Raw genomic sequence first — 21,280 nt, 5'->3', positions numbered from 1 at the left:
CGTTACGCCGCCTCCGCATTCTTCTCGTCGCGGAGCTGCCGGCGCAGGATCTTGCCGACATTGGTCTTCGGCAGGTCGGTGCGGAATTCGACGTGCTTGGGCACCTTGTAACCGGTAAGCTGCTCGTGACAGAACTTGATCACGGCCTCGGCGGTGAGGTTCGGGTCCTTCTTGACCACGAAGGCCTTGACCGCTTCGCCCGATTTGGAATCGGGGATGCCGATCACGGCGCATTCGAGCACGCCCGGATGGCTGGCGATCACTTCCTCGACCTCGTTCGGATAGACGTTGAAACCGGAGACCAGGATCATGTCCTTCTTGCGGTCGACGATCTTGGTGTAGCCCTTCTCATCCATGATGCCGATGTCGCCGGTGCGGAAATAGCCGTCGGCGGTCGTCACCTTGGCGGTCTCTTCCGGCCTGTTCCAGTAACCCGACATCACCTGCGGACCCTTGGCGCAGATCTCGCCCGCCTGGCCGAGCGGGACTTCGTTGCCGTCGTCGTCGCGGATCGAGATCCAGGTCGAAGGCACGGGGATGCCGATCGTACCCGTGAACTCCGTTGCCGTCGCCGGATTGCAGGTCAGCGTCGGCGAGGTCTCCGACAGGCCGTAACCTTCGGCAATGAAGCAGCCGGTGATCGCCTTCCACTGATCGGCCACGGGGCGCTGCACCGCCATGCCGCCGCCGTTGGAGATCTTCAGCTTGGAGAAGTCGAGCTTCTTGAAATCGGGATGGTGCATCAACCCGTTATAGAGCGTGTTCACGGCCGGGAAGCTGTTGACCTGATACTTCGCCAGTTCCTTGACGAAGCCGGGAATGTCGCGCGGGTTCGGGATCAGGAGATTGCAGCCGCCGGCGCGCACCGCCAGCAGGTAGCAGGCCGTCAGCGCGAAGATATGGTAGAGCGGCAGCGCGCACACGATGATGAGCTGGTCGACATGCGGCGGCGCGGCGAGCGCCGGCTGCAGCCAGGCGTCGTTCTGCAAGACGTTGGCGACGATATTGCGATGGAGCAGCGTGGCGCCCTTGGAGACGCCGGTGGTGCCGCCGGTATATTGCAGGAAGGCGACGTCGCCCGGCGACAGCTTCGGCTTGTTGAATGTCATGCCGCGGCCGGCCGAGAGCGCGTCGTTGAAGGACACCGACCCCGGCAGTGACCAGGCCGGTACCATCTTCTTGACGCGGCGGACGACGAGATTGACGATGACGCCCTTGAAGCCGAGCAGGTCGCCCATGCTGGCGACGATGACGTGCTTCACCTGCGTCCTGGCGATCACCTGCTCGACAGTATGGGCAAAGTTCTCCAGCACGATGATGGCTTCGGCGCCGGAATCCTTGAGCTGGTGCTCGAGCTCACGCGGGGTGTAAAGCGGGTTGACGTTCACGACCGCATATCCGGCCCGCAGCACGGCGGCGGTCGCGACCGGATATTGCAGCACGTTCGGCATCATGATCGCGACTCGCGCGCCGCGCTGGAGCCCGCGACCCTGCAGGTAGGCGGCGAGCGCGACCGACATCTGGTCGAGGTCGCGATAGCTGATCGACTTGTCCATGCAGATGAATGCCTTGCGGTCGGCGAACTTGGTGAAGCTCTCCTCCAGCAGGTCGACCAGCGATGCGTATTGCGTCGGCTCGATATCGGCAGGCACGCCAGGCGGATATTGCTTGAGCCAGATGCGCTCCATGGAAGACTCCCCTCATTGACCAGAGCCCGTTGTGTCTCGGGCTTGCCTCATTGCCGCCAGTATCCAGCCTGCCGGAACGGGTGGCAAGTCGTCGTGGCTTAGGGCAAAGGTCGGGGCGTAGCTACTGGAATCGTCGCAAACCACGCTGCCGCAGGTGCGAAGCGCGGCTGCGGTTCATTTCCGAGCGGTGTTAACTGTTGTTCGCCGGCTTGGCGGCGGCGGGCTTGGTCGCGGCCTTGGGCTTGGCAGGCTTTGCCGCCTGATCGCCGCCTGCCGCAGGCTTCTCGGCAGGTTTGGCCGCATCGGGCTTGGCCGCCGCGTGCTTGGCGCCGGCCGGCTTGGCAGCGGCCGGTCTGGCCGCGGTCTTACCGTCGCTCTTGCCGTCAGCCTGCTTGGCGTCCGGCTTCGCCGCCGCCGTCCTGGTGTCCTTGCTTCCATCCTTGGGCTTGTCGGCCGCGTCCGGCTTCTTGGCGACGCGCGACTTCTTGCCACGTGGCTTGGATGCGGCCTGCTGGTCGGCGTCGGCCGCGACCGCCGCGATCAGGGCGGTGCCGGTGCGGGTCGGGCCGGTATAGACCAGCACGGGTTCGACCGCCGCGGGGGCCGAGGCCATCAGTTCGGAAGCCTTCATCAGAGGGGGCTGCAGGCCCGCCGTGAAGAAGGTGACCTGGGCTTCGCCGCCGGTGGCGGAGGCCGATCCGGTCGCGCCGCCATTGGCCGCAATCAGCGCATCGTCGTCGTCGGTGGCCGGCCGCTTGCGGTTGGGCCCGCACATCTCGTCGCGCAGATTCGGCGGAGTGGCGTCGACCGGCACGAGATTTTCGACGCCGCCGAGCGAGGGACGCAGCCAGGTGAGATTGTCTTGAGCGAAGCCACGCTCGAGCAGCTGCGCCGCTTTCACCGCGCGCGCGGTGCCGGAATTGGCACCCAGCACCACCGCGATCAGCCGGCGGCCGTTGCGCGTGGCCGAGGCGACGAGGTTGTAGCCGGAGGCGCAGATGAAGCCGGTCTTGAACCCGTCGGCGCCGGGATAGCGGCCGATCAGCTTATTGAAATTGCCGGTGACGCGCTTGCCGAAGCGGATCGCCGGGATGTGCACGAAGTATTCGTATTCCGGCAGGTCGCGCAGGAACGCGCGCGCCAAAATGCCGAGGTCGCGCGCCGACGTGATCTGGCCGTCGGCGGGCAGGCCGTTCGGATTGACGTAGCTCGTCTGCGTCATGCCGAGCTTCCTCGCGGTCTCGTTCATCATCGCGGAGAAGCCGTCGATCGAGCTGCCGACGCCTTCGGCGAGCACCACGGCCATGTCGTTCGCCGACTTGACCATCATCATCTTCAGCGCGTTGTCGACGGTAATCTGCGTTCCCGGGCGGAATCCCATTTTCGAGGGCGATTGCGACGCCGCGGTCGGCGATACCGTGAGCAGCGTGTCGAGCGTCAGCCTGCCGTCCTTGACCGCCCTCAGCGTCACATAGGCGGTCATGATCTTGGTGACGGAGGCCGGGTACCAGGGGATGGTCGCGTTCTCGGCCTGTAGCACCTTGCCGCTGTCGGCCTCGATCAGCAGCAGCGCTTCGGCGCTCGCCGCGCGCGGCGCGAGCAATGCGGCACATGCGAGCGTCGCAGCGAACAGGTTGAACAGGGATTTGCGAAGCAGCGGGCGAAGGGCGTGCACTATCCGATTCCGGTCCTTGGAGATCCGCCTGATACGGTCGGCTCTCGTGATCTGATTGTCGGTTCTGAAATCCGGCGCCGCCGCTTGCGGCGTCGCAAACCTATACCGGCTGGTGCGTCGAGAATAGGGGGATCGGCGCGGTATTCCGCAATGAAATAGGCCGAATTTCGACGGTGCTGTGGGGACTTGCTAGAGCATGATCCAGAAAAGTGTGCAGCGGTTTTCCGAAAAGATCATGCTCAAACAATAACCTAAAGCGCGATGACGATTCATCCTGATGGCATCGCGCTTTAGGGGGATCTGGCGGCCGTCGCGGCAGTCCCGGCCGCCGTCACGCTGGCCCGTGCGTTCTCCTGGACCATGAACTGGGCCTTGGCCATCTCGGCAAAATGGCCGCCTTTGGCCACGAGTTCATCGAAAGTTCCGGTTTCGATCACGCGTCCATTCTCGAACACCAGGATCCGCGTGGCGTTGCGGATGGTGGAGAGACGATGGGCGATCACGAAGGTGGTGCGGCCCTTCATCACTTCGTCGAGAGCGGCATTCACCTTGACCTCGGTGACGGCGTCCAGCGCGCTGGTGGCTTCGTCCAGGATCAGGATCGGCGGGTCCTTGAGCAGCGCGCGGGCAATCGAGAGGCGCTGGCGCTCGCCGCCGGAGAGCATGCGGCCGCGCTCGCCGGCATTGGTCGTGAAGCCGCCGCTGCGCTCGATGAAGTCGAGCGCCTGGGCGCGCTCGGCCGCCGTGCGCATCTCTGCCTCGGTCGCATCCGGCTTGCCGACGCGCAAGTTCTCCTCGATCGAACGGTTGAACAACAGCGCTTCCTGGAACACGACGCCGATGTTTCGTCGCAGCGAGGCCAATGTCACGCCGCGGACGTCCATGCCGTCGATCTTGATGAAGCCGGATTGCGGATCGAAGGCGCGGTGCAAGAGCGCGATCGCGGTGGATTTGCCGGCGCCGGTCGGCCCGACCAGCGCGATGGTCTCGCCGGGCAGCGCGGTGAAGGTGAGGTCCTCGATCGCCGGCCGCTTGCCGTCATAGGAGAAGGTGACGTCGTGGAACTCGACTAGGCCGGAGAGCCTGCCGGCATCGATCGCGTCGGGCCGATCGTGCACCGCAGGCACGGCATCGAGCACGCCAAAGAACTCGCGCAGGCGCGGCGCTTCCATGAATACGCTGTTGATGAAGCTCACGACCTGCTCGAGCTTCTGGATCAGCATCGTCGCAAAGCTCACGAACATCACGATCTCGCCGACCGAGGTCAGCCCCTGATCGTGCAGCGCGATGCCGACCGTGAAGATCGCGAGCACCGTGATAGTGGTGGAGGCGCGCGTGATGATGGTGACGACCGCCCACCAGGACAGCACCGGCATCTGCGCCGCCAGCAACTCGTCCGCGACGGAGCGCAGCCCTTTCACCTCGGATTCGACGCGGACGAAGCTCTGCACCAGCGCGACATTGCCGAGCGCATCGGAGGCGCGCGCGGAGAGCTCGCTATAGTGCTCCTCGACCTCCATCTGCATGCCGAAGGTCTTGCGCACCACGAAGGTGGTGAGCGCCGTGAAGACGATGCAGAGCACGAACAGCAGGATCGCGAGCCGCCAGTTCAGGTACAGCGACAGCGGCAGCAGCACCACGACCGAGAGGATCGCGGCAAAGTGCTCGCGGAAAAAGCCGACCCACAGCCGCCACAGCGCATCGGTGCCGTTGAGCATCACCTTCATCAGCCGGCCGGAATGGGTGCCGGAGTGGAAGGTCAACGGCAGCTGCAGGATGTGTTCGAAATAATCGGTCAGCACCGCCTGACGCTGGCGGTGCGAGAGCCGGTCGGCCTGCAAGGCCACGAGCGCGCTGCACGCGATGGTGAAGAGCCCGAATGCGACCCAGGCGGCCAGGAACGGCCAGGCCGAGTTCGACCCGGCCACCGTCTTGCCCGAGAGCACGTCGACGATACGGCCGAACAGCACAGGCTCGGCGAATTGCGAGCCCGCGAGCAGGAGATTGGCGACCGCGAGCAGCCAGCCCAGCCGCGCCTCCTTGCCGAGCAGCTCGAGAACGCGAGTGTAGAGACGGAGCATGTTCATGCGGGCGACGAACTCGAGCGGACGACGGAGCCCGTATTTTAAGCAGGGATCGTGCGGGAGATATAGCGGAAGCTGTCAGTTTTGCTCAGTTGATCAGCCGCTCCGCCACGGCCGGCAGGAACCGGTCGTCGAAGATGTCGCCTGCCCCCGGCCGTTTGCGGAATTTGAAGCCCTGCGCGATCTGCTCGATCGAGCGCTCCAGGCGCGTCGGCTCGACGCCGCCTAGGCCGTTGCGCTTGACCTCAGCAGTCAGGATGTTGTCGGCGAGGACGGTGCGCAGGCGCTCCAGCTCGAGGTTGCGGTCGCCGTCGTCGATACGGCTCGCGGCCTCGTCCGCCGCACGCCCCGGCTCCCGGACGGTGGCGTTGATGCCCGCGATCAAGGCGCGGACGAAGCCCTTCACGGCGTCCGGCTTTGCCGCCGCGAAGGCCGGATTGACCACCACCGCAAAACCATAGGCTTCGCAGCCGTAGTCCGCATAGCGCAGGACGACGAGATCGGCTCCGGGCACGCCGCGGTCGCGCAGATTCACCGCCGAGAGATAGCTGAAGCCGGCGACCGCATCGACTTGGCCCGCCGACAGGATCGGCTCGCGTACCGCCTCGCCGATCTTGTGGAATTTGACGCGCGATGCCTTGATGCCGTTCTGCAGCGCCAGCGCCGGCCACAGCCGCATCGACAGATCGCTGTCGGCAACGCCGACGATCTTGCCGTCGAGATCGGGCAGGAGGCGGATGCCGCGGCTCCTGCGCGCGACGATCGCGTAGGGCGCGCGGTTGAACAGCACGAACACCGCCTTGACCGGCGCCGCGTCGTCCTTGTCGCGAAAGCGGATCAGCTCGTTGATGTCGACGAGCGCAAGCTCGCTGTCGCCCCTGGCGACGCGTGCGAGCGCCTCCGGCGATCCGCTTGCACTGTTGAAGGACACGTTGAGACGCTCGGCGCCGAACCCGCCGTCTTTCGCCGCAAGGAAGAACGGCGCCATGCTCGCATCAATGGGACGGTCGAAGGTGAAGTGGATCGCTGTGGAGAGGGCGCCGCTCTCGGCCCCCGTGGCCTCGCGCGCAGTCAATGCTGCGAACGAGATTGCGAGGGCCAGCAGGCAGCGAAGAGCGATCGTCTTGAATCCTGACATCGATTGCGCCGGTCCCGCATTGTTATGGTTTCGTGACGCTTGCAGCGCCGGCCTGCGACGAGCGTGCGCGCGCCAACATGAACGGCGGATGAGCGGCGGTTGCGTCACGATTACGCAACCCCGTTCAGCTTGTGTTGGGGTTGGGGAACCCAACTTAGGTTATGCGGGTTTGAGAGGCATGAGCCTGTCCGCAGGCGTCCATTCCAGGTCCCAAGGAGGGCCAAGATATGTTCGAGCGATTCTCCAAATTTGCGGGCCGAAAGGCCGTGCTTGCCACCGCCGCGGTGCTGGCGCTGACCGCAATTGCCCCGACCGCGTCATATGCGGGCGGCCGCCATTGGCATGGTGGCGGCGGCGCGGCGGCAGCTGCGGCGTTCGCCGCCATCGGCACCGGTCTTGCCATCGCCGCGACCCGTGACGCCTACGCCTATGACTACGGTCCGGGCTACGGCTATTACGGCGGTCCCGTCTATTACAGCCGCCCTGCCTACGGTCCTTATTATGGTCCGGGCCCGAACTTCCCGTATCAGCGCTATGGCGGCACGGCTCCGTCCGAGTTCTGCGGCCAGGGCTACTACCAGAACTGCTACTAGCTCCGGCACCCGAAGGTTGACCATGACGGGCCGGCGCGCTTGCCGCGCCGGCCTGTTTTCTGCTTTTATTGTCGCGTGTTAACACGCCCGCCATTTGTTTAGAGTAGTTTTGAGTACCATGAGTGATTCGCTTGAGCGGCTATATCTGGCTGTGCTCGCGGCCAGGGATCTTGATCCGGCAACATCGCGCACGGCCCGGCTGTTTCAGCGTGGGCCCTCGAAAATGGCAAAGAAGCTGGCCGAAGAGGCTATCGAAGTCGTCATCGATGCGGTCAATGGCGATAGCGAGGCCGTGATCCGTGAAAGCGCCGACCTGCTTTACAATCTCACCGTGCTGTGGGCTTCGGCCGGAGTACGTCCGGAGGACGTCTGGCGGGAAATGACGCGGCGGGAGGACTTGCTCGGTATTGCCGAGAAGCTGCCGAAGTCGCCGATGAAGCTGCCCAAAGTCGCGTCACCGCGCATGGCCTCACGGCGGCCAATTGTCGCGCTCGAAGGCCGCGCCGCGCGTAAACGCCACTAGAAACGTCATAATTCGCCTCAATCTCGGCATGGACAAATCCGTCCCATGGTGCTTCATCGCGGCGCCATGCTGAAACGTATTTACGACTGGTGCATCGACGCCGCCCACAAGCCCTACGCGCTCTGGATCATGGGCATCGTGTCCTTCGCCGAAAGCTCGTTCTTTCCGGTCCCGCCGGATGTGATGCTGATCCCGATGTCCCTGGCGCGCCCGCAGCGCGCCTGGGTCTATGCAACGGTCTGTACCGTCACCTCGGTGGTCGGCGGCATCGTCGGCTACGCCATCGGCGCGCTGCTGTTCGACTCGGTCGGCCAATGGCTGATCCAGGTCTACGGCCTTGGCGGCAAGGTCGACGCCTTCCGCGCCTCCTATGCGGAATGGGGTGCGATCATCATCCTGCTCAAGGGGCTGACGCCGATCCCCTACAAGCTCGTCACGATCACCTCGGGCTTTGCCGGCTACAACATCGTCCTGTTCATCCTGTGCTCGATCGTTGCGCGCGGCGGACGCTTCTTCGTCGTGGCGATCCTGCTCAACCGCTATGGCGACTGGATCCGGGTCCGGATCGAGAAGCATCTCGGCTTGTGGGTCGCGATCGGCGCCGCGGTGCTGGTGCTCGGCTTCGTGGTCGCCATCAAGCTGATCTAGCGCCAGCGGCTTTGCCGCCGCGCCGGCTTCGGCTACGGTTGCCGTCATGATGTTTCGATCCGGCAATCCGGTCGTGCGGCTCGGGACGCTGATATCAGCAGCGCTGCTGCTTCTGCTCGGTGGCGGCGGGCCCGGGTGGTCGCAATCCGCCCCGCCGTCGCTCGGCCTCCACGAGCAGGGGGCGCAGGCCGCGCCGCCGCCATCGACACCCGCGCCATCGGCGCCGCCGGCGCGCGAGGAAAATCCCGGGCTCATCAATGAAATGGGCAAGCTGTTCGACAAGCTGCCCTCGATTCTGCCGCCGATCAAAAGCCCCGGCGAGACCATGAACGACCTGTCGCGGCTGGCCAAGCCCTCGACCATGGTGTCGGGGCGTGTGGTCTGCCCGGTCTCGTCCAACGGTGCGCCAGACTGCAAGCAGGCTGCGGACCAGCTCTGCCAGGGCAAGGGTTACAAGGAAGGCAAGAGCCTCAACGCCGACTCCGCCGAGAAATGCTCGGCCAAGGTTCTCATCCCGGGCCGGCAACGTAAACCGGATGACTGCCGCACCGATACGTTCGTGACCAGCGCGCTGTGCCAGAACTGACGTGATGGCCCAGCGCGCAAGCAACAAGGAGCGCCCATGAGCCGGACGGAGCAGGACTTCCTCGGACAGCGTGAGATCGCCGACGACATCTACTACGGCGTCCAGACCATCCGCGGGAAGGAGAACTTCCACATCACCGGCATTCCGATGAGCCAGGAGCCTTACTTCGTGAAGGCGCTTGGTTACGTCAAGAAGGCCGCCGCCATGGCCAATCGCGATCTCGGCGCGATCGACGCCAAGGTCGCGGACGCCGTCATCCTCGGCTGCGACCGCGTCATCGCCGGCGACATGATGGATCAGTTCGTCACCGATTTCATCCAGGGCGGCGCCGGCACCTCGACCAACATGAACGCCAACGAGGTGATCGCCAACCTCGCGCTGGAAGCGCTCGGCTTTGCCAAGGGCGACTACCAGCACGTCAGTCCGAACGATCACGTCAATTACGGCCAGTCGACCAACGACACCTATCCGACCGCCTTTCGGCTGGCGCTGATCCTGCGGCTCGAGAGCTACATGACGGCGCTGCGCCAGCTCCAGGAAGCCTTCTTCGCCAAGGGGCGCGAGTTCGACCGCGTGCTGAAGATGGGCCGCACCCATCTGCAGGACGCGGTGCCGATGTCGCTGGGGGCCGAGTTCCGGGGATGGGGCACCACGATCGGCGAGGAGGTCGATCGCATCTCGGAAGCGCGCGCGCTATTGCGCGAGATCAATCTCGGCGCCACCGCGATCGGCACTTCGGTTACCGCGGCCGTCGGCTATCCTAAGCTCGCGGTCCGGCACCTCAGCGCACTGACCGGCGTCGAGTTCATCCTCGCCGGCGACCTCGTCGAGGCGACCTCGGACACCGGCGCCTATGTGCAGCTCTCGGGCGTGCTGAAGCGCACGGCGAGCAAGCTGACGAAGATCTGCAACGACATCCGCCTGCTCGCCTCGGGCCCACGCGCCGGCTTCAACGAGATCAACCTGCCGCAGCTGCAGCCGGGCTCCTCGATCATGCCCGGCAAGGTCAATCCCGTGATTCCCGAGGTCGTCAACCAGACCAGCTTCCTCGTCATTGGCCTCGACACCACGGTGACGCTGGCAGCCTCAGCGGGCCAGCTCCAGCTCAACGTGATGGAGCCGGTGATCTCGTTTGCGCTGTTCTTCTCGATCCGCACCATGGAGCGCGCGGTCAATAGCCTGCGCGAGAACTGCATCGTCGGCATCACCGCCAACGAGGAGCACACCCGCAACATGGTGCTGAACTCGCTGGGCATCGTCACGGTGCTGAAGCCGCTGCTCGGCTACAAGCAATGCGCCGAGATCGCGCGCGAGGGCTACAAGAGCGGCAAGTCGCTGCACCACATCGTTGTGGTCGAGCGGAAATTGCTGACGCAGGAGAAGTGGGACGAGATGTTCTCGTTCGAGCGGCTGATCAATCCGGATTTGATTTCGTAGCGGTTGATTGACCGTAGCTCTCCCCTCGTCATTGCGAGGAGCTCTTGCGACGAAGCAATCCAGACTGTCTCCATGGCGAAGGACTGGATTGCTTCGCTTCGCTCGCAATGTCGGACGAGACGGTTGGGTAGGAATTCCGCACTTTGGAATTGCGGCAGCCGCATCCGCTCCGGCGTCAAAACGCAACACTTGACAGTGGAAAGATTGCCTTGTTGGTATGACGGCCAACCTTCGATTTGAGCGTCAACAGAGGATCGTTTCGCAATGTCCATGCCTGCCTTGTTCAAAGGGCGCCTGTCGATCCCCGTGATCGGCTCGCCGCTCTTCATCATCTCGGTGCCCGATCTCGTGATCGCGCAGTGCAAGGCGGGTGTGGTCGGCTCGTTTCCGGCGCTGAATGCGCGGCCGCCGGAGTTGCTCGACGAATGGCTGGCGCGGATCACCGAAGAGCTCGCGGCCCATGACCGCGCCCATCCCGACAAGCCGTCGGCACCGTTCGCGGTCAACCAGATCGTGCACAAGTCGAACAACCGGCTCGACCACGACATGCAGCTCTGCGCCAAGTACAAGGTGCCGATGATCATCTCCTCGTTAGGAGCGCGCGAGGAGCTGAACCAGGCCGTGCACGGCTGGGGCGGCATCGTCTTCCACGACGTGATCAACCAGAAATTCGCGCACAAGGCGATCGAGAAGGGCGCCGACGGCCTGATCCTGGTCGCGGCCGGCGCCGGCGGCCATGCCGGCACCATCTCGCCGCTGGCTTTCGTTGCCGAAACGCGAAAATGGTTCCACGGCCCAATCGCGCTGTCGGGGGCGATCGGCAACGGCAAGGCGATCCGCGCCGCACGGATTCTCGGCGCCGACTTCGCCTATGTCGGCTCGGCCTTCATCGCGACCAAGGAGGCCAATGCGGTCGAGCGCTACAAGGAGATGATCGCGGGATCGTCGGCCGACGATATCGTCTACTCCAATCTCTTCACCGGCGTGCACGGCAATTATCTGAAGCCCTCGATCCTCGCCGCCGGCATGGACCCCGAGAATCTGCCGACGTCCGATCCCTCCAAGATGAATTTCGGCACCGACGCCTCCGGCGAGCGTGCCAAGCCGAAGGCCTGGAAGGAGATCTGGGGAAGCGGCCAGGGCATCGGCAGCATCGAGGGTATCGTCCCCGCGGCCGAGCTGATCGCGCGCTTCAAGAAGGAGTACGACGAGGCGGTCGATCCGCCGTTGTGAGGTCTCGTCGTCCCGGACAAGCGCGCCCTAAGCGCGCGCCGATCCGGGACCCATAGCCACAGGGAGGAGTTTGACGAAGACTCGGATTGAGAGCGTCGCGCGACGACTTCATCCCTGGGATTATGGGTCCCTGCTTTCGCAAGGACGACACCTATTGCTGAGCTCCGACCGTTTAAGCCAACAGAGATTGAGCGATGTCCCCCATCTACCGCGTCGACGGCAACAGCGTCGTCACCAGCCCGGATGCGGCCGGTCCATGGGACCGGCGCATGCAGCACGGCTCGGCACCGGCTTCGCTGGTGACGTGGCCGGCCGAGCGCATTCCGACGCCAGTCGCGATGGACATCGCGCGCGTCACCATCGATCTGATGCGCCCGGTGCCGGTCGCGCCGCTCACGATCGCGACCGAGGTCCTGCGCGAGGGCCGCAAGATCCAGCTCTGCGAGGTCAAGCTGTTCGCCGACGGCGTGCAGGTGGTCGGCGCCACCGTGCTCAAGATCAAGCGCCAGACGCTGAGCCTGCCCGACGACGTCGAGGAGCTGCCGGTTACGCTGCCGTCGCCGGAGGACTCGTTGGTCGAGGACGGTCATGCCGCCACCAGCCCCTTCGTGCGATCGGTCTCGATGCGCGCGGCGCGCGGCCGCTTCGGCCAGGCCGGCGCCGGCGCGATCTGGTTTCGCGTCGACCATCCGCTGATCGAGGGCGAAGCCATCTCGCAGGCGATGCGCGCCGTGGTCGCCGCCGACTTCTCCAACGGCACCGCCTCGACGCTCGACTTCCGCGCCTGGACCTACATCAACGCTGATCTCACCGTGAGCTTTTCACGTCAGCCGGTCGGCGAATGGATCCTGCTCGACGGTGAATCCTGGATTGGCCCTGATGGCACCGGGCTCGCAATGTCGCGCCTCGCCGACCGCCAGGGCTATTTCGGCCGCGCGGTTCAGAGCCTTGTGATCGAGAAGCGGTAAGGGGCGCGAAGTCCGTGCGTCATCTCGCTGTCATGCTCCGCCTTGTGCGCAATTGCGCACTGGAGCGGGGCATCCAGTACGCCGCGGCCTATCAGTTGTATCACAGCCGTCTCGGAGTACTGGATCGCCCGGTCAAGGCCGGGCGATGACACCTGTTGTGTGGGCGCATGAGGCAAGCGCCGGATCGCTCTTTGGGCCGATTGAGCGGCAGGCTTCCGCCGCCGCGGAAGGGATGCTTGGCATCCTGCCAGTTCACATTCCGTGGAAGATCTTGATCTCCCACAGCACCACGATGATAGCCGTGATCAACGTAACCGCGGCGACTGCACTTTCCAGGGAAGCGACTCTCATGTCTTACTCCGCTTCCCAGCCCCATCAACGATCTAGGTGATTCCCTGATTCGCCGGCAATCGGGTGGGCATCGCCGGCGCGCACTCCGTTGCCCGCTGTGGTGTCGGGGCCACAACGACACCGTAGAATTCCGGGGTATTTACCCCACCATCCGGTCACGCCCGCTCCAGAAGCCCGCGCGCAGCACCTTCTTGTCGACCTTGCCGACCCCGGTCATCGGCAGCTGCTTGACGAACTGGATCCGCTTGGGCGCATGCGCCGAGCCCTTTCGGGTCTTGACCAGGTTGATCAGCTCGTCCGGATCGGGCTTTGCGCCGTCGCGCGGCACGACGATGGCGGTGACGGCTTCGCCCCATTTCTCGTCGGGGATGCCGACGACCGCGACCATCGCGACGTCGGCGTGTTGCGACAGCACGTCCTCGACCTCGCGCGGGAAGATGTTGAAGCCGCCTGACACGATCATGTCCTTCTTGCGGTCGAGGATGAACATGTAGCCGCGCTCATCCCTGCGAGCGATGTCGCCGGTGTGCACCCAGCCGTTCTTCAGCGTCTCGGCCGTGAGGTCCGGCCGCTTCCAGTACTCCGCCATGACATGCGGGGCGCGCACGCAGATCTCGCCGGCCTCGCCCGTCTTCACCTCCTGGTCGTCGTCGTCGAGGATCTTGACCTCGCACGCCGCGATCGGGAAGCCGCAAGACAGGAACAGCTCTGGGCTTCTGGGATCGTGGTCCGCCTTGCGCAGCACCGAGACGGGATAGCATTCGGTCTGGCCGTAGAGCTGCGAGAACACGGGGCCGATGCGTTCGATGCCCTCGAGCAGCCGGCTCGGTGACATCGCGGAGGCGCCATAGAGCACGAGCTCGAGCGACGAGAGGTCGGTCTTGCCGAGCGTGGGCTGATCGAGCAGCACATAGATCATGGTCGGAACGAACAGCGCGAAGTTGATCCGCTCGCGTGCGATCGTGGCCAGCACGGCTTCGGGATCGAATCCCTTCAGCATGTGTACGGTGCCGCCACGCATCAGGGTTGGCAGCACCTTCGTGCCGGCGACATGACTGATCGGTGCGACCGCCAGATAGCGCGCAGCCTCCGGAATCTCGAAGTCGGCGAGGATCGCGCCGGCGGCCCCGCTGTTCTCGCGATGGTAGCGCAGTGCGCCCTTGGATTTGCCGGTGGTGCCGCCGGTGTAGTTCAGCGTGGCGAGATCGTCGGGGCCGGCGAGGCACAGCGGGCTCGTATGTCCCGCATGTTCGATCGCGGCCAGCAGATCGACGCCGTAGCCCGCGGGGCCCGCGGTGAAGACCGCCTTCAGCCGGGTCGCCCTCGCAGCGAGCTCGCCGCCGCGGTCGCGGAAGGCGGCGGCATCCACCACCAGCATCTCGGCCTCGGAATCTTCGAGCTGAAACAACTGGTCCTCCAGCGATCCCAGTGGATGCAGCCAGGTGATGCAGAGCCGCGCCAATTGCGCGGCGACGCCGGCGCACCAGGTATCGGCGCGGTTCGCGGTGAGGAAAGCGACGCGCGCGCCGGGCTGTAATCCAAGCCGCATGAACACGCCCTGGATCCGCCCGATCAGGCCGATGGTGCCCTGATAGCTCAGCGATCCCCCAGGCCAGGCGAAGGCGGTGCGATCGGGATGACGCGACAATGCCCGTAGCGTCTGCGCACAAGCCGGCGATGATGCGTGGAGCGGATCAGACATATGTTTCCTCGTTGCTTTGTCACCGGCTTCTGGCGTGCCAATGTTGCGGACGACGCTAGCACAGCGAACGCGGGAGGAAACGACAAAGCCCGCGCAGGGAGGCATGCATGCCATCGGACCGACTGCACCGCTTCCGCAATCGTCTTGCCCTGCCGCTGATCGCCGCACCGATGTTTCTGGTGTCGGGCGTCGAGCTCATGGTCGCAGCCTGTCGCAGTGGGGTGATCGGCAGCTTTCCCACCGCGAATTGCCGTGGCGCGGAACAGCTCGATGAATGGCTCACCGAGATCGAGACGCGGTTGCGGCAGCACGAAGATCAAACCGGGCGCAAGGTAGCGCCGCTCTGTCCCAACCTGATCGTGCACCGCTCCAACGCGCGGCTCGCGCAGGATCTCGCCGTGCTGTTGCGGCACGGGCCGGAGATCGTCATCACCTCCGTCGGCTCGCCTGCATCGGTGCTGAAGCCGCTGCATGACGCCGGTGCGTTGGTGCTGGCGGACGTCGCCTCGATCCGCCACGCCGAGCGTGCGGCGGAAGCAGGCGCGGACGGGCTGGTGCTGCTCACGGCGGGCGCGGGCGGGCAGACCGGCTGGCTCAACCCGTTCGCCTTCGTCCGCGCGGTGCGCGCATTCTACGACGGCATCATCGTGCTGGCGGGCGGCATCAGTGACGGCTACGCACTGCAGGCCGCGGAAGTGCTCGGCTGCGATCTCGCCTACATGGGCACGAAGTTCATTGCGACGCGGGAGAGCATGGCGGATGACCGCTACAAACGGATGCTGGTCGAGAGCAGCGCCGACGATATCCTGCTCACCACCGCGTTCACGGGCTTGCAGACCAGCATGCTGAGGCCGTCGATCGTCGCCGCCGGGCTTGATCCAGACGATCTGCCGGCGCGCGGCGCGATCGACATCGCTGAGGATATCGACGTCGCCGCGCGCGAGAACCGTCCAAAGCGCTGGCGCGACATCTGGAGCGCCGGGCACTCGGCATCGGGGGTGACCGACGTGCTTGCGGTCGACGATCTCGTCGCGCGAACAGTCGCCGAATATCGTCAGGCGGGTGGGCGGTAGGCTGTTCGCCTCTCCCCGCCTGCGGGTGAGGGGAAGCCTCCGCGAGTCCTGCTGCCACCTTGCTTGGCGGAGAGAGCCTCTCCCATCCACGGTTAATCCCGCACTCTTCCGCTCCACTCATTTAACGGCAGATTAACCATCGCCCGCCAAGAATCCCCTTCACGGCCGCCAATCAGGACCGAGAGGGACAGGCGATGGACTTCAATTATCTCGATGGCAAAACGGCAGCGACGCTGGACGAGATCCGCGTCCGCGTCGCTCACGCTCTGGCCCGCCACCCGCTGTGCCGCAACGTCCGTTTCGACATCGTCAGCGTCCCCCGGACCCGCCGCGGCGGCAATTGGACGGTGACGCTGCAATCGGTCGAGCCGCGCGCGGTCTGGGAGGCCTCGGAGATCGTGGCCGACATCCAGGACGCCTATGATCTGGCTGCAGCTGCCTGATTTATTTGGGGTTTTCGGGTGATGTCGCCCCAGTCCGCGCGATTGCCGCCGCGGTGGCACGGTTAGGCCTTAATTATCGCCCAGTTTCCGGGCAGTGATCACGTGGACTTGAAGTCGGACGCGGAGAGACGTTTGTCCAAAGCCATCACCATCGTCGCGCTGACCTGTTTCCTCGTCCTCGGCGCCGCCACCACCGCCATTCTCGGCCGCGACAGCGTGCCCAGCGTCAGCGCCGAGATGATCGCCCGGACGCCTCCGCCCAAGCCGCTCGCATCCAACCGCGCCGCCAAGGCCGACCGTCTGGTTCCGACGCTCGCGCTGGCCTCGGCCGCGATCGAGCCGGTCCATGTGGCCGCCGACAAGCTTGCGCAGGCGCCCGTGCTGACCGAGCCGCTGCGCCAGGCCTTCGCCGCCGCCACGCCCTCCGATTTCCCGATGCCGAAAGCAAGCGCGCACGAGGCGCCTGCCGCGACCGAGGTTCCAGCCGTCGAAGTTCCGGCCAAGCCGAAGGTCGTGGCCAAGCCGCAGCCGCAGAAGGCCTATTCGCTGCTGTCCGACGTCCAGATCGCGGGCATCAGAGATCGCCTGAGACTGTCGTCGTCACAGGAATATTACTGGCCCTCGGTTGAGACCGCGCTGCGCAACGTCGCCCGCAAGATCCAGGCGAACAAGCTATCGAATCCGAATGCACCGCCCGGTTCGCAGATCGATCCGAATTGCGACGAGGTGCAGCAGTTGAAGTCGGCCGCGATGCCGCTCTTGTTCCAGCTCCGCGACGATCAGAAGGAAGAAGTGCGCAAGCTCGCCCGCCTCATCGGGCTCGAGAAGGTCGCGCAGCAGATCTGATGCGCGCGGTTTCCTCTTTGAGGAGCCGCGGCGATCAGGAACATCCGGCAATCCCCACGCGTTGCCCGCTCCAAAACAGGGAGTGGATGAATGCGCGCCTCGACAGCCTATTTTGTCGGTGCCGGAACCATTGTCGCGGCCATCGCCATTGGTCTCGGCGGCGGCATTGTTGCCGGCAACATCATGAATCCGATCGCGCCCAAGCAGGGGCCTGACACCAGCAAGGTGGCGCAGCGCACGGAAGCTCCCACAGCGCCGACCACGAGCGCGCCGTCCGAGCGCGTGAACTATCTCACCGGCTCGCAAGCCTTCGGCGCGATGATCGCAGCGCCCGCGCGGGCCGAAGCAAAGCCTGAAGCCGCAAGGCCTGATACGCAAACCACGCAGGCGAATGCTGAACCGCCGGCGCCCCAGCCTTCGCAAGCCGCCGCAGTCGAGCCGCCCAAGCCGGCATCGTCTCCACCGGCAGCAAAGCCCGCCGAGCAGCAGGCCTCGACCGAGCCGTCATCCTCGTCGAATAATGCCTACGCCAAGGCGAGGGATTCCGACGTGAAACGCGCCGCGACCGAACGGCGCCGAGCCGAGCGTCGTGAGCGCTGGGCCGAGCGCCGCCACTATGAATTCCGCGAGCCGCGCGGCATGCGCGACCGCACCGATTGGGACGACGTCGCGCGCAACATCCGCGAGGATTCCGATGCGCGCGATTTCGCGGGCCGGCCGCGTGGCGGCTTCCCCCAGATCAGGCTGTTCGGACCTGACGACGACTAGCGCCTAGCCCAGGATTGCCGCCGCTGCGCATTCGGCAATCAGAATCGTCGGCGTCTGGATATTGCCCGAGATCATGATCGGGATCACCGAAGCGTCGGCGACATGCAGACCGTCGATGCCGCGCACCTGCAATCGTCCGGGATCGACGACGGCCAGGTCGTCCGTGCCCATCCGGCATGTCGAGGCGGCATGATAGAGCGTCGTGCAATGGCCGCGGATATAGTCGGCGATCTCGGCTTCGCTGATCGCTTCCGCGCTCGGCGTGACCTCGCTTTCGATCATCTCCTTGAGCGGTGATTGCGTGGCGATGCGACGGTTGATGCGTACGCCTTCGACCATGGTCGCGATGTCGCTGCCGCTCGAGTCCGACGCGAAATAGCCGGGGTCGATCGCGGGATCTTCGATCGGGTCGACCGAGCGCAGCGTGATCCGGCCGCGGCTCTTCGGCCGCTGCAAGGTCGCATGCAGGGTGATGCCCGGCTTGGACGACAGGAAGCGGACATAGTCCCGGTGCGGGCTGATCGCGCCATAGAGCTGGAGATCGGGCTCGACGTCGGGGCGGCTGCGCACATGGGCACCGGCGGCGACCCAGGGCGAGGTGCGCGGACCGCTGCGGTGCGCTTGCCACTCTGCAAGGCTCGCCGCGAGACTTTCGTCGGTCCAGGCGCCGACGCCGATTCTCTCCTTCGTGTAGAAGGTGATGGGAATGTTGATGTGATCCTGGAGATCCTTGCCGACACCGGGCAGATCATGCACGACGTCGACGCCGACCGCCTTCAATTCGTCGGCGGGGCCGACGCCTGACAGCAGGAGTTGTTGCGCCGAGCCGATGGCGCCGGAGGCGAGCACGATCTCCCCGCTGGCAAAGGCGCCCCTCAGTTGCCCATTGTCGAGATATGTGACGCCGATCGCGCGGCCGCGCTCGATGAGGATGCGAGTGACGCGTGCGCCGGTCTTGAGGACGAGATTGGGACGCGCCAGCGCCGGGCGCAGATAGGACTTGCCGGTGCCGAAGCGCTCGCCGTCCCTGATGACGAACTGGAAGAAGCCGACGCCTTCCTGGGCGGCGCCGTTGAAATCGGGGTTGTGCGGAAGCCCCGCGGCCTGCGCTGCCTCCAGCCATTTCAGCTCGTTCGGGTCGACATAAGGCACGTCGGCGACGTGCAGCGGCCCGCTGGTGCCGTGGAAGGGATCGTCGGCAAAGCGGGCATTGTTCTCGAAGGCGATGAATTTCGGCAGCACGTCGCTCCAGGCCCAGCCTGCGCAGCCCGCCCGCGCCCATCCGTCGTAGTCCGACGGCAGGCCGCGGATATAAATCATCGCATTCATCGCGCCGGAGCCGCCGACCATCTTGCCGCGCGGCCAGAAGATTCGCCGTCCCCGGCAGCCTGCTTGCGGCTCGGTGTGAAAGCCCCAATCGACCGCCGTGTTGAACATCGTCGGCCAGTCCGACGGAATGTCCGAGGCGGGCGGGGCCGCGCGACCGGCCTCCAGCACCAGAACCTTGCGATTTGGATCGGCCGATAACCTGTTGGCCAGTACGCAGCCGGCCGAGCCGGCGCCCACGATGATCGTGTCGTACATTGAAGAGCTCTCCGCGAACATTCACGTCGCGGAGTGCTTGCAAGATTCGTGCTTTGCGGATCGGCACACTGCAATTCCTCTCCCCATCTACAAGGGGAGGGTATGCCGTCAGCATCGCGTTTTACTTCATGCCCGCGCGCCGCAAGCCTTGGAGGTAATGCGCGCGATCCTCCTCCCGCAGCATCGGCAGCTCGCGCGTGATCCAGGCAAGCGAGAGCTCGGGCTGGGCGCGGCGCAGGCCTTCCAGGGCGGACGCCGCGAGCGCCGGATCGCCGAGCATGCCGGCGGCGGCCGTCAACACGCGGTGCGCGCCGACGAAATCACCGCGCTGGCGCATCGATTCCCGTGCCATCTGCACGGCCCCCTCGTAGTCGCGGCCGACGAACCGGGCATAGGCTGCAACCCCGCAATAGATCGCCGCGAGCGGGTCGCGCGGGCTCAGCCGCAGCGCGCGGCGGGCGGCGGCATCGCCGTCCTGCCATCGTCCGGCATAGCACAGCGTCACACCGTGGAAGGCATGCGCCATCGCGAAATTCGGATTGAGCCTCAAGGCCAATTCGAATTCTGCCAGCGCGTCGTCGAAGCGGCGGCGGAACAGATAGGTGTAGGCAAGGCCGTGATGGGCCCAGGCATCCTCGCGATCGGCTTCCACCGCCGCGAGCGCCGCACGTTCGGCGACCGGCACGGTCGCGGCCATGTCGGCCCATCCCATATGCGCGCCGAAGATATGGCTGGTCGCGAGCAGGCCCAGCGCCTTGCCATAGGCGGGATCGACCGCGACGGCTTCTTCCAGCAGCCTTTGTGCAGCGGCATTGTCCTCGCGGGTAATGCGCCAGTAACGCGACAGCGCGCGCATCACGAGATCCCATGCGTCCAGGCTGCCCGGCGGCTTCTGCTGGGCGCGGAAGCTCTCGGCGGCATAGAGCTGCGGCTCGATGGCGGCGACGATCGCCTCGGTGATCTCGTCCTGCACGGCGAAGATGTCGGCGAGCTCGCGGTCGTAGCGCTCGGCCCAGAGATGGCTGCCGGTCGAAACGTCGTTGAGCTGGGCCGAGATGCGCACCCGCCCGCCGCTTCGCCGCACGCTGCCTTCGACCACGTAGCGCACCCCGAGCTCCCGCGCGACCTCGTGGATGTGCACGGCGCGGCCCTTGTAGACGAAGGAGGAGTTGCGCGCGACGACGAAGAACCAGCGCAGCTTCGACAGCGCGGTGATGATGTCCTCGCTGATCCCGTCGGAGAAGTAATCCTGCTCGGCCTCGCCGCTCATATTGGTGAAGGGCAGCACGGCGATCGCGGGCCGCTCGGGCAGCGCGAAGGCTGCCTGAGGCTGGGCGATGCGGACCGGTTCCGGCGCGACCGCGCCGATTTGTGTCTGGACATCGCCGACGAAGCGAAAACCCTTGCGCGTGATGGTGCGGATCAGGGCCTGGTTCGCGCCATTGTCGCCGATCGCCTTGCGCGCCGCGTTGATCCGGCTGGTCAGGGTGGATTCGGAGACGCTGCGCCCGTGCCAGATCTTGTCGATCAGCTCGTCCTTGCTGACCACCCGGTCGCGGTTCTGCATGAGGTGGACGACGAGGTCGAAAACCTGCGGCTCCACGGCAATGGGAACCTGCTCGCGGCTCAGCTCGCGCCGGTCGGTATCGAGAAGATGGTCCCGGAACAGAAACTGCACGTCGAAAACTCAGACCTCATTACAAAATCGGGCAAACAAAATGACAAAATTGAAATTCGGGTCGAAAATCGTGTGTCTGCCGAAGGGGGCGCTTGGTTCATCGCGATCGCGTGATGGCAGCCATGCCATTTCCGGAGGGGAATACGACCGCAGCTGGAATGGAGCGGGCGGGGGCCGCCGAGATCTGCTTCGCCCAGCACCGTCATCCTGAGGCGCCGGAGCGCAGCGGAGGCCTCGAAGGATGGACGGCCCGGCTATAGCG

18 protein-coding genes are annotated in these 21,280 nt (G+C 65.3%); 11 read left to right on the top strand and 7 right to left on the bottom strand.

What is annotated here, in order from left to right:
- Nucleotides 1-2: 2 nt before the first annotated feature.
- The 4 genes from ACVIIV_RS04125 to ACVIIV_RS04110 all read right to left on the bottom strand — a co-directional run bounded on the left by ACVIIV_RS04125 (nt 3) and on the right by ACVIIV_RS04110 (nt 6,585).
- The gene (locus tag ACVIIV_RS04125) at nt 3-1,688 is read right to left on the bottom strand and encodes a long-chain-fatty-acid--CoA ligase (protein ID WP_456743037.1); all 1,686 of its coding nucleotides are present in this window, start codon (nt 1,686-1,688) and stop codon (nt 3-5) included.
- 190 nt (nt 1,689-1,878) lie between these two features.
- Entirely contained in the window at nt 1,879-3,363 is a 1,485-nt protein-coding gene (locus ACVIIV_RS04120; RefSeq protein ID WP_456743036.1) for a D-alanyl-D-alanine carboxypeptidase family protein, read from the bottom strand.
- 290 nt (nt 3,364-3,653) lie between these two features.
- Nucleotides 3,654-5,450 (bottom strand): glucan ABC transporter ATP-binding protein/ permease, encoded by a 1,797-nt coding sequence (locus tag ACVIIV_RS04115; RefSeq protein ID WP_456743035.1) that lies wholly within the window; start codon nt 5,448-5,450, stop codon nt 3,654-3,656.
- Nucleotides 5,451-5,535: 85 nt separating this feature from the next.
- A complete protein-coding gene (locus ACVIIV_RS04110) occupies nt 5,536-6,585 on the bottom strand; it encodes an ABC transporter substrate-binding protein (protein WP_456743034.1) in 1,050 nt (349 codons plus the stop codon).
- Between the two features lie 227 nt (nt 6,586-6,812).
- Here ACVIIV_RS04110 and ACVIIV_RS04105 point away from each other — a divergent pair, with 227 nt between their 5' ends.
- The 7 genes from ACVIIV_RS04105 (at nt 6,813) to ACVIIV_RS04075 (ending at nt 12,573) form a co-directional block, all read left to right on the top strand.
- Nucleotides 6,813-7,178, top strand: a complete 366-nt coding sequence (locus ACVIIV_RS04105; RefSeq protein WP_456743033.1) for a hypothetical protein — start codon at nt 6,813-6,815, stop codon at nt 7,176-7,178.
- Nucleotides 7,179-7,296: 118 nt separating this feature from the next.
- Nucleotides 7,297-7,701 (top strand): phosphoribosyl-ATP diphosphatase, encoded by a 405-nt coding sequence (gene hisE, locus ACVIIV_RS04100; protein WP_212372207.1) that lies wholly within the window; start codon nt 7,297-7,299, stop codon nt 7,699-7,701.
- Between the two features lie 45 nt (nt 7,702-7,746).
- The gene (locus ACVIIV_RS04095; RefSeq protein ID WP_456743032.1) at nt 7,747-8,349 is read left to right on the top strand and encodes a YqaA family protein; all 603 of its coding nucleotides are present in this window, start codon (nt 7,747-7,749) and stop codon (nt 8,347-8,349) included.
- A 46-nt stretch (nt 8,350-8,395) separates the two neighbouring features.
- Nucleotides 8,396-8,935, top strand: a complete 540-nt coding sequence (locus ACVIIV_RS04090) for a hypothetical protein (protein ID WP_456743031.1) — start codon at nt 8,396-8,398, stop codon at nt 8,933-8,935.
- A 36-nt stretch (nt 8,936-8,971) separates the two neighbouring features.
- Nucleotides 8,972-10,372: an aspartate ammonia-lyase gene (locus tag ACVIIV_RS04085; protein WP_456743030.1), complete on the top strand. Its 1,401-nt coding sequence runs from the start codon at nt 8,972-8,974 to the stop codon at nt 10,370-10,372.
- 264 nt (nt 10,373-10,636) lie between these two features.
- Nucleotides 10,637-11,605: an NAD(P)H-dependent flavin oxidoreductase gene (locus ACVIIV_RS04080; protein ID WP_456743029.1), complete on the top strand. Its 969-nt coding sequence runs from the start codon at nt 10,637-10,639 to the stop codon at nt 11,603-11,605.
- Between the two features lie 194 nt (nt 11,606-11,799).
- Nucleotides 11,800-12,573 (top strand): thioesterase family protein, encoded by a 774-nt coding sequence (locus ACVIIV_RS04075; protein WP_456743028.1) that lies wholly within the window; start codon nt 11,800-11,802, stop codon nt 12,571-12,573.
- Nucleotides 12,574-13,063: 490 nt separating this feature from the next.
- On the opposite strand, the gene ACVIIV_RS04070 is transcribed toward ACVIIV_RS04075, so the two are convergent.
- Nucleotides 13,064-14,626: an AMP-binding protein gene (locus ACVIIV_RS04070; protein ID WP_456743027.1), complete on the bottom strand. Its 1,563-nt coding sequence runs from the start codon at nt 14,624-14,626 to the stop codon at nt 13,064-13,066.
- Between the two features lie 107 nt (nt 14,627-14,733).
- Between ACVIIV_RS04070 and ACVIIV_RS04065 the strand changes: the two genes are divergently transcribed.
- The 4 genes from ACVIIV_RS04065 (at nt 14,734) to ACVIIV_RS04050 (ending at nt 17,756) form a co-directional block, all read left to right on the top strand.
- Nucleotides 14,734-15,699, top strand: a complete 966-nt coding sequence (locus ACVIIV_RS04065; RefSeq protein WP_456743026.1) for an NAD(P)H-dependent flavin oxidoreductase — start codon at nt 14,734-14,736, stop codon at nt 15,697-15,699.
- 194 nt (nt 15,700-15,893) lie between these two features.
- A complete protein-coding gene (locus tag ACVIIV_RS04060; protein ID WP_100232245.1) occupies nt 15,894-16,142 on the top strand; it encodes a hypothetical protein in 249 nt (82 codons plus the stop codon).
- Nucleotides 16,143-16,274: 132 nt separating this feature from the next.
- On the top strand, nt 16,275-16,988 hold the full coding sequence (locus ACVIIV_RS04055) for a hypothetical protein (protein WP_456743025.1): 714 nt from the start codon (nt 16,275-16,277) through the stop codon (nt 16,986-16,988).
- A 90-nt stretch (nt 16,989-17,078) separates the two neighbouring features.
- Nucleotides 17,079-17,756 (top strand): hypothetical protein, encoded by a 678-nt coding sequence (locus ACVIIV_RS04050; RefSeq protein ID WP_456743024.1) that lies wholly within the window; start codon nt 17,079-17,081, stop codon nt 17,754-17,756.
- A gap of 3 nt (nt 17,757-17,759) precedes the next feature.
- Here ACVIIV_RS04050 and ACVIIV_RS04045 read toward each other — a convergent pair whose 3' ends face one another.
- Both ACVIIV_RS04045 and ACVIIV_RS04040 read right to left on the bottom strand, forming a co-directional pair.
- A complete protein-coding gene (locus ACVIIV_RS04045; RefSeq protein WP_456743023.1) occupies nt 17,760-19,340 on the bottom strand; it encodes a GMC family oxidoreductase in 1,581 nt (526 codons plus the stop codon).
- Nucleotides 19,341-19,461: 121 nt separating this feature from the next.
- Complete coding sequence (locus tag ACVIIV_RS04040) at nt 19,462-21,018, bottom strand: winged helix-turn-helix domain-containing tetratricopeptide repeat protein (RefSeq protein WP_456743022.1); 1,557 nt, start codon at nt 21,016-21,018, stop codon at nt 19,462-19,464.
- Nucleotides 21,019-21,280: the final 262 nt, after the last annotated feature.

It is taken from the genome of Bradyrhizobium sp. USDA 4354 (assembly GCF_054060315.1).
This window is presented reverse-complemented; position numbering and strand designations above follow the sequence as displayed.

What these genes read in the sequence shown, in the direction of transcription:
- ACVIIV_RS04125 (WP_456743037.1), bottom strand. Translation starts at nt 1,688, where the DNA reads ATGGAGCGCATCTGGCTCAAGCAATATCCGCCTGGCGTGCCTGCCGAT.
- ACVIIV_RS04115 (WP_456743035.1), bottom strand. Translation starts at nt 5,450, where the DNA reads ATGAACATGCTCCGTCTCTACACTCGCGTTCTCGAGCTGCTCGGCAAG.
- ACVIIV_RS04110 (WP_456743034.1), bottom strand. Translation starts at nt 6,585, where the DNA reads ATGTCAGGATTCAAGACGATCGCTCTTCGCTGCCTGCTGGCCCTCGCA.
- ACVIIV_RS04105 (WP_456743033.1), top strand. Translation starts at nt 6,813, where the DNA reads ATGTTCGAGCGATTCTCCAAATTTGCGGGCCGAAAGGCCGTGCTTGCC.
- hisE (WP_212372207.1), top strand. Translation starts at nt 7,297, where the DNA reads ATGAGTGATTCGCTTGAGCGGCTATATCTGGCTGTGCTCGCGGCCAGG.
- ACVIIV_RS04095 (WP_456743032.1), top strand. Translation starts at nt 7,747, where the DNA reads ATGGTGCTTCATCGCGGCGCCATGCTGAAACGTATTTACGACTGGTGC.
- ACVIIV_RS04090 (WP_456743031.1), top strand. Translation starts at nt 8,396, where the DNA reads ATGATGTTTCGATCCGGCAATCCGGTCGTGCGGCTCGGGACGCTGATA.
- ACVIIV_RS04085 (WP_456743030.1), top strand. Translation starts at nt 8,972, where the DNA reads ATGAGCCGGACGGAGCAGGACTTCCTCGGACAGCGTGAGATCGCCGAC.
- ACVIIV_RS04080 (WP_456743029.1), top strand. Translation starts at nt 10,637, where the DNA reads ATGTCCATGCCTGCCTTGTTCAAAGGGCGCCTGTCGATCCCCGTGATC.
- ACVIIV_RS04075 (WP_456743028.1), top strand. Translation starts at nt 11,800, where the DNA reads ATGTCCCCCATCTACCGCGTCGACGGCAACAGCGTCGTCACCAGCCCG.
- ACVIIV_RS04070 (WP_456743027.1), bottom strand. Translation starts at nt 14,626, where the DNA reads ATGTCTGATCCGCTCCACGCATCATCGCCGGCTTGTGCGCAGACGCTA.
- ACVIIV_RS04065 (WP_456743026.1), top strand. Translation starts at nt 14,734, where the DNA reads ATGCCATCGGACCGACTGCACCGCTTCCGCAATCGTCTTGCCCTGCCG.
- ACVIIV_RS04060 (WP_100232245.1), top strand. Translation starts at nt 15,894, where the DNA reads ATGGACTTCAATTATCTCGATGGCAAAACGGCAGCGACGCTGGACGAG.
- ACVIIV_RS04050 (WP_456743024.1), top strand. Translation starts at nt 17,079, where the DNA reads ATGCGCGCCTCGACAGCCTATTTTGTCGGTGCCGGAACCATTGTCGCG.
- ACVIIV_RS04045 (WP_456743023.1), bottom strand. Translation starts at nt 19,340, where the DNA reads ATGTACGACACGATCATCGTGGGCGCCGGCTCGGCCGGCTGCGTACTG.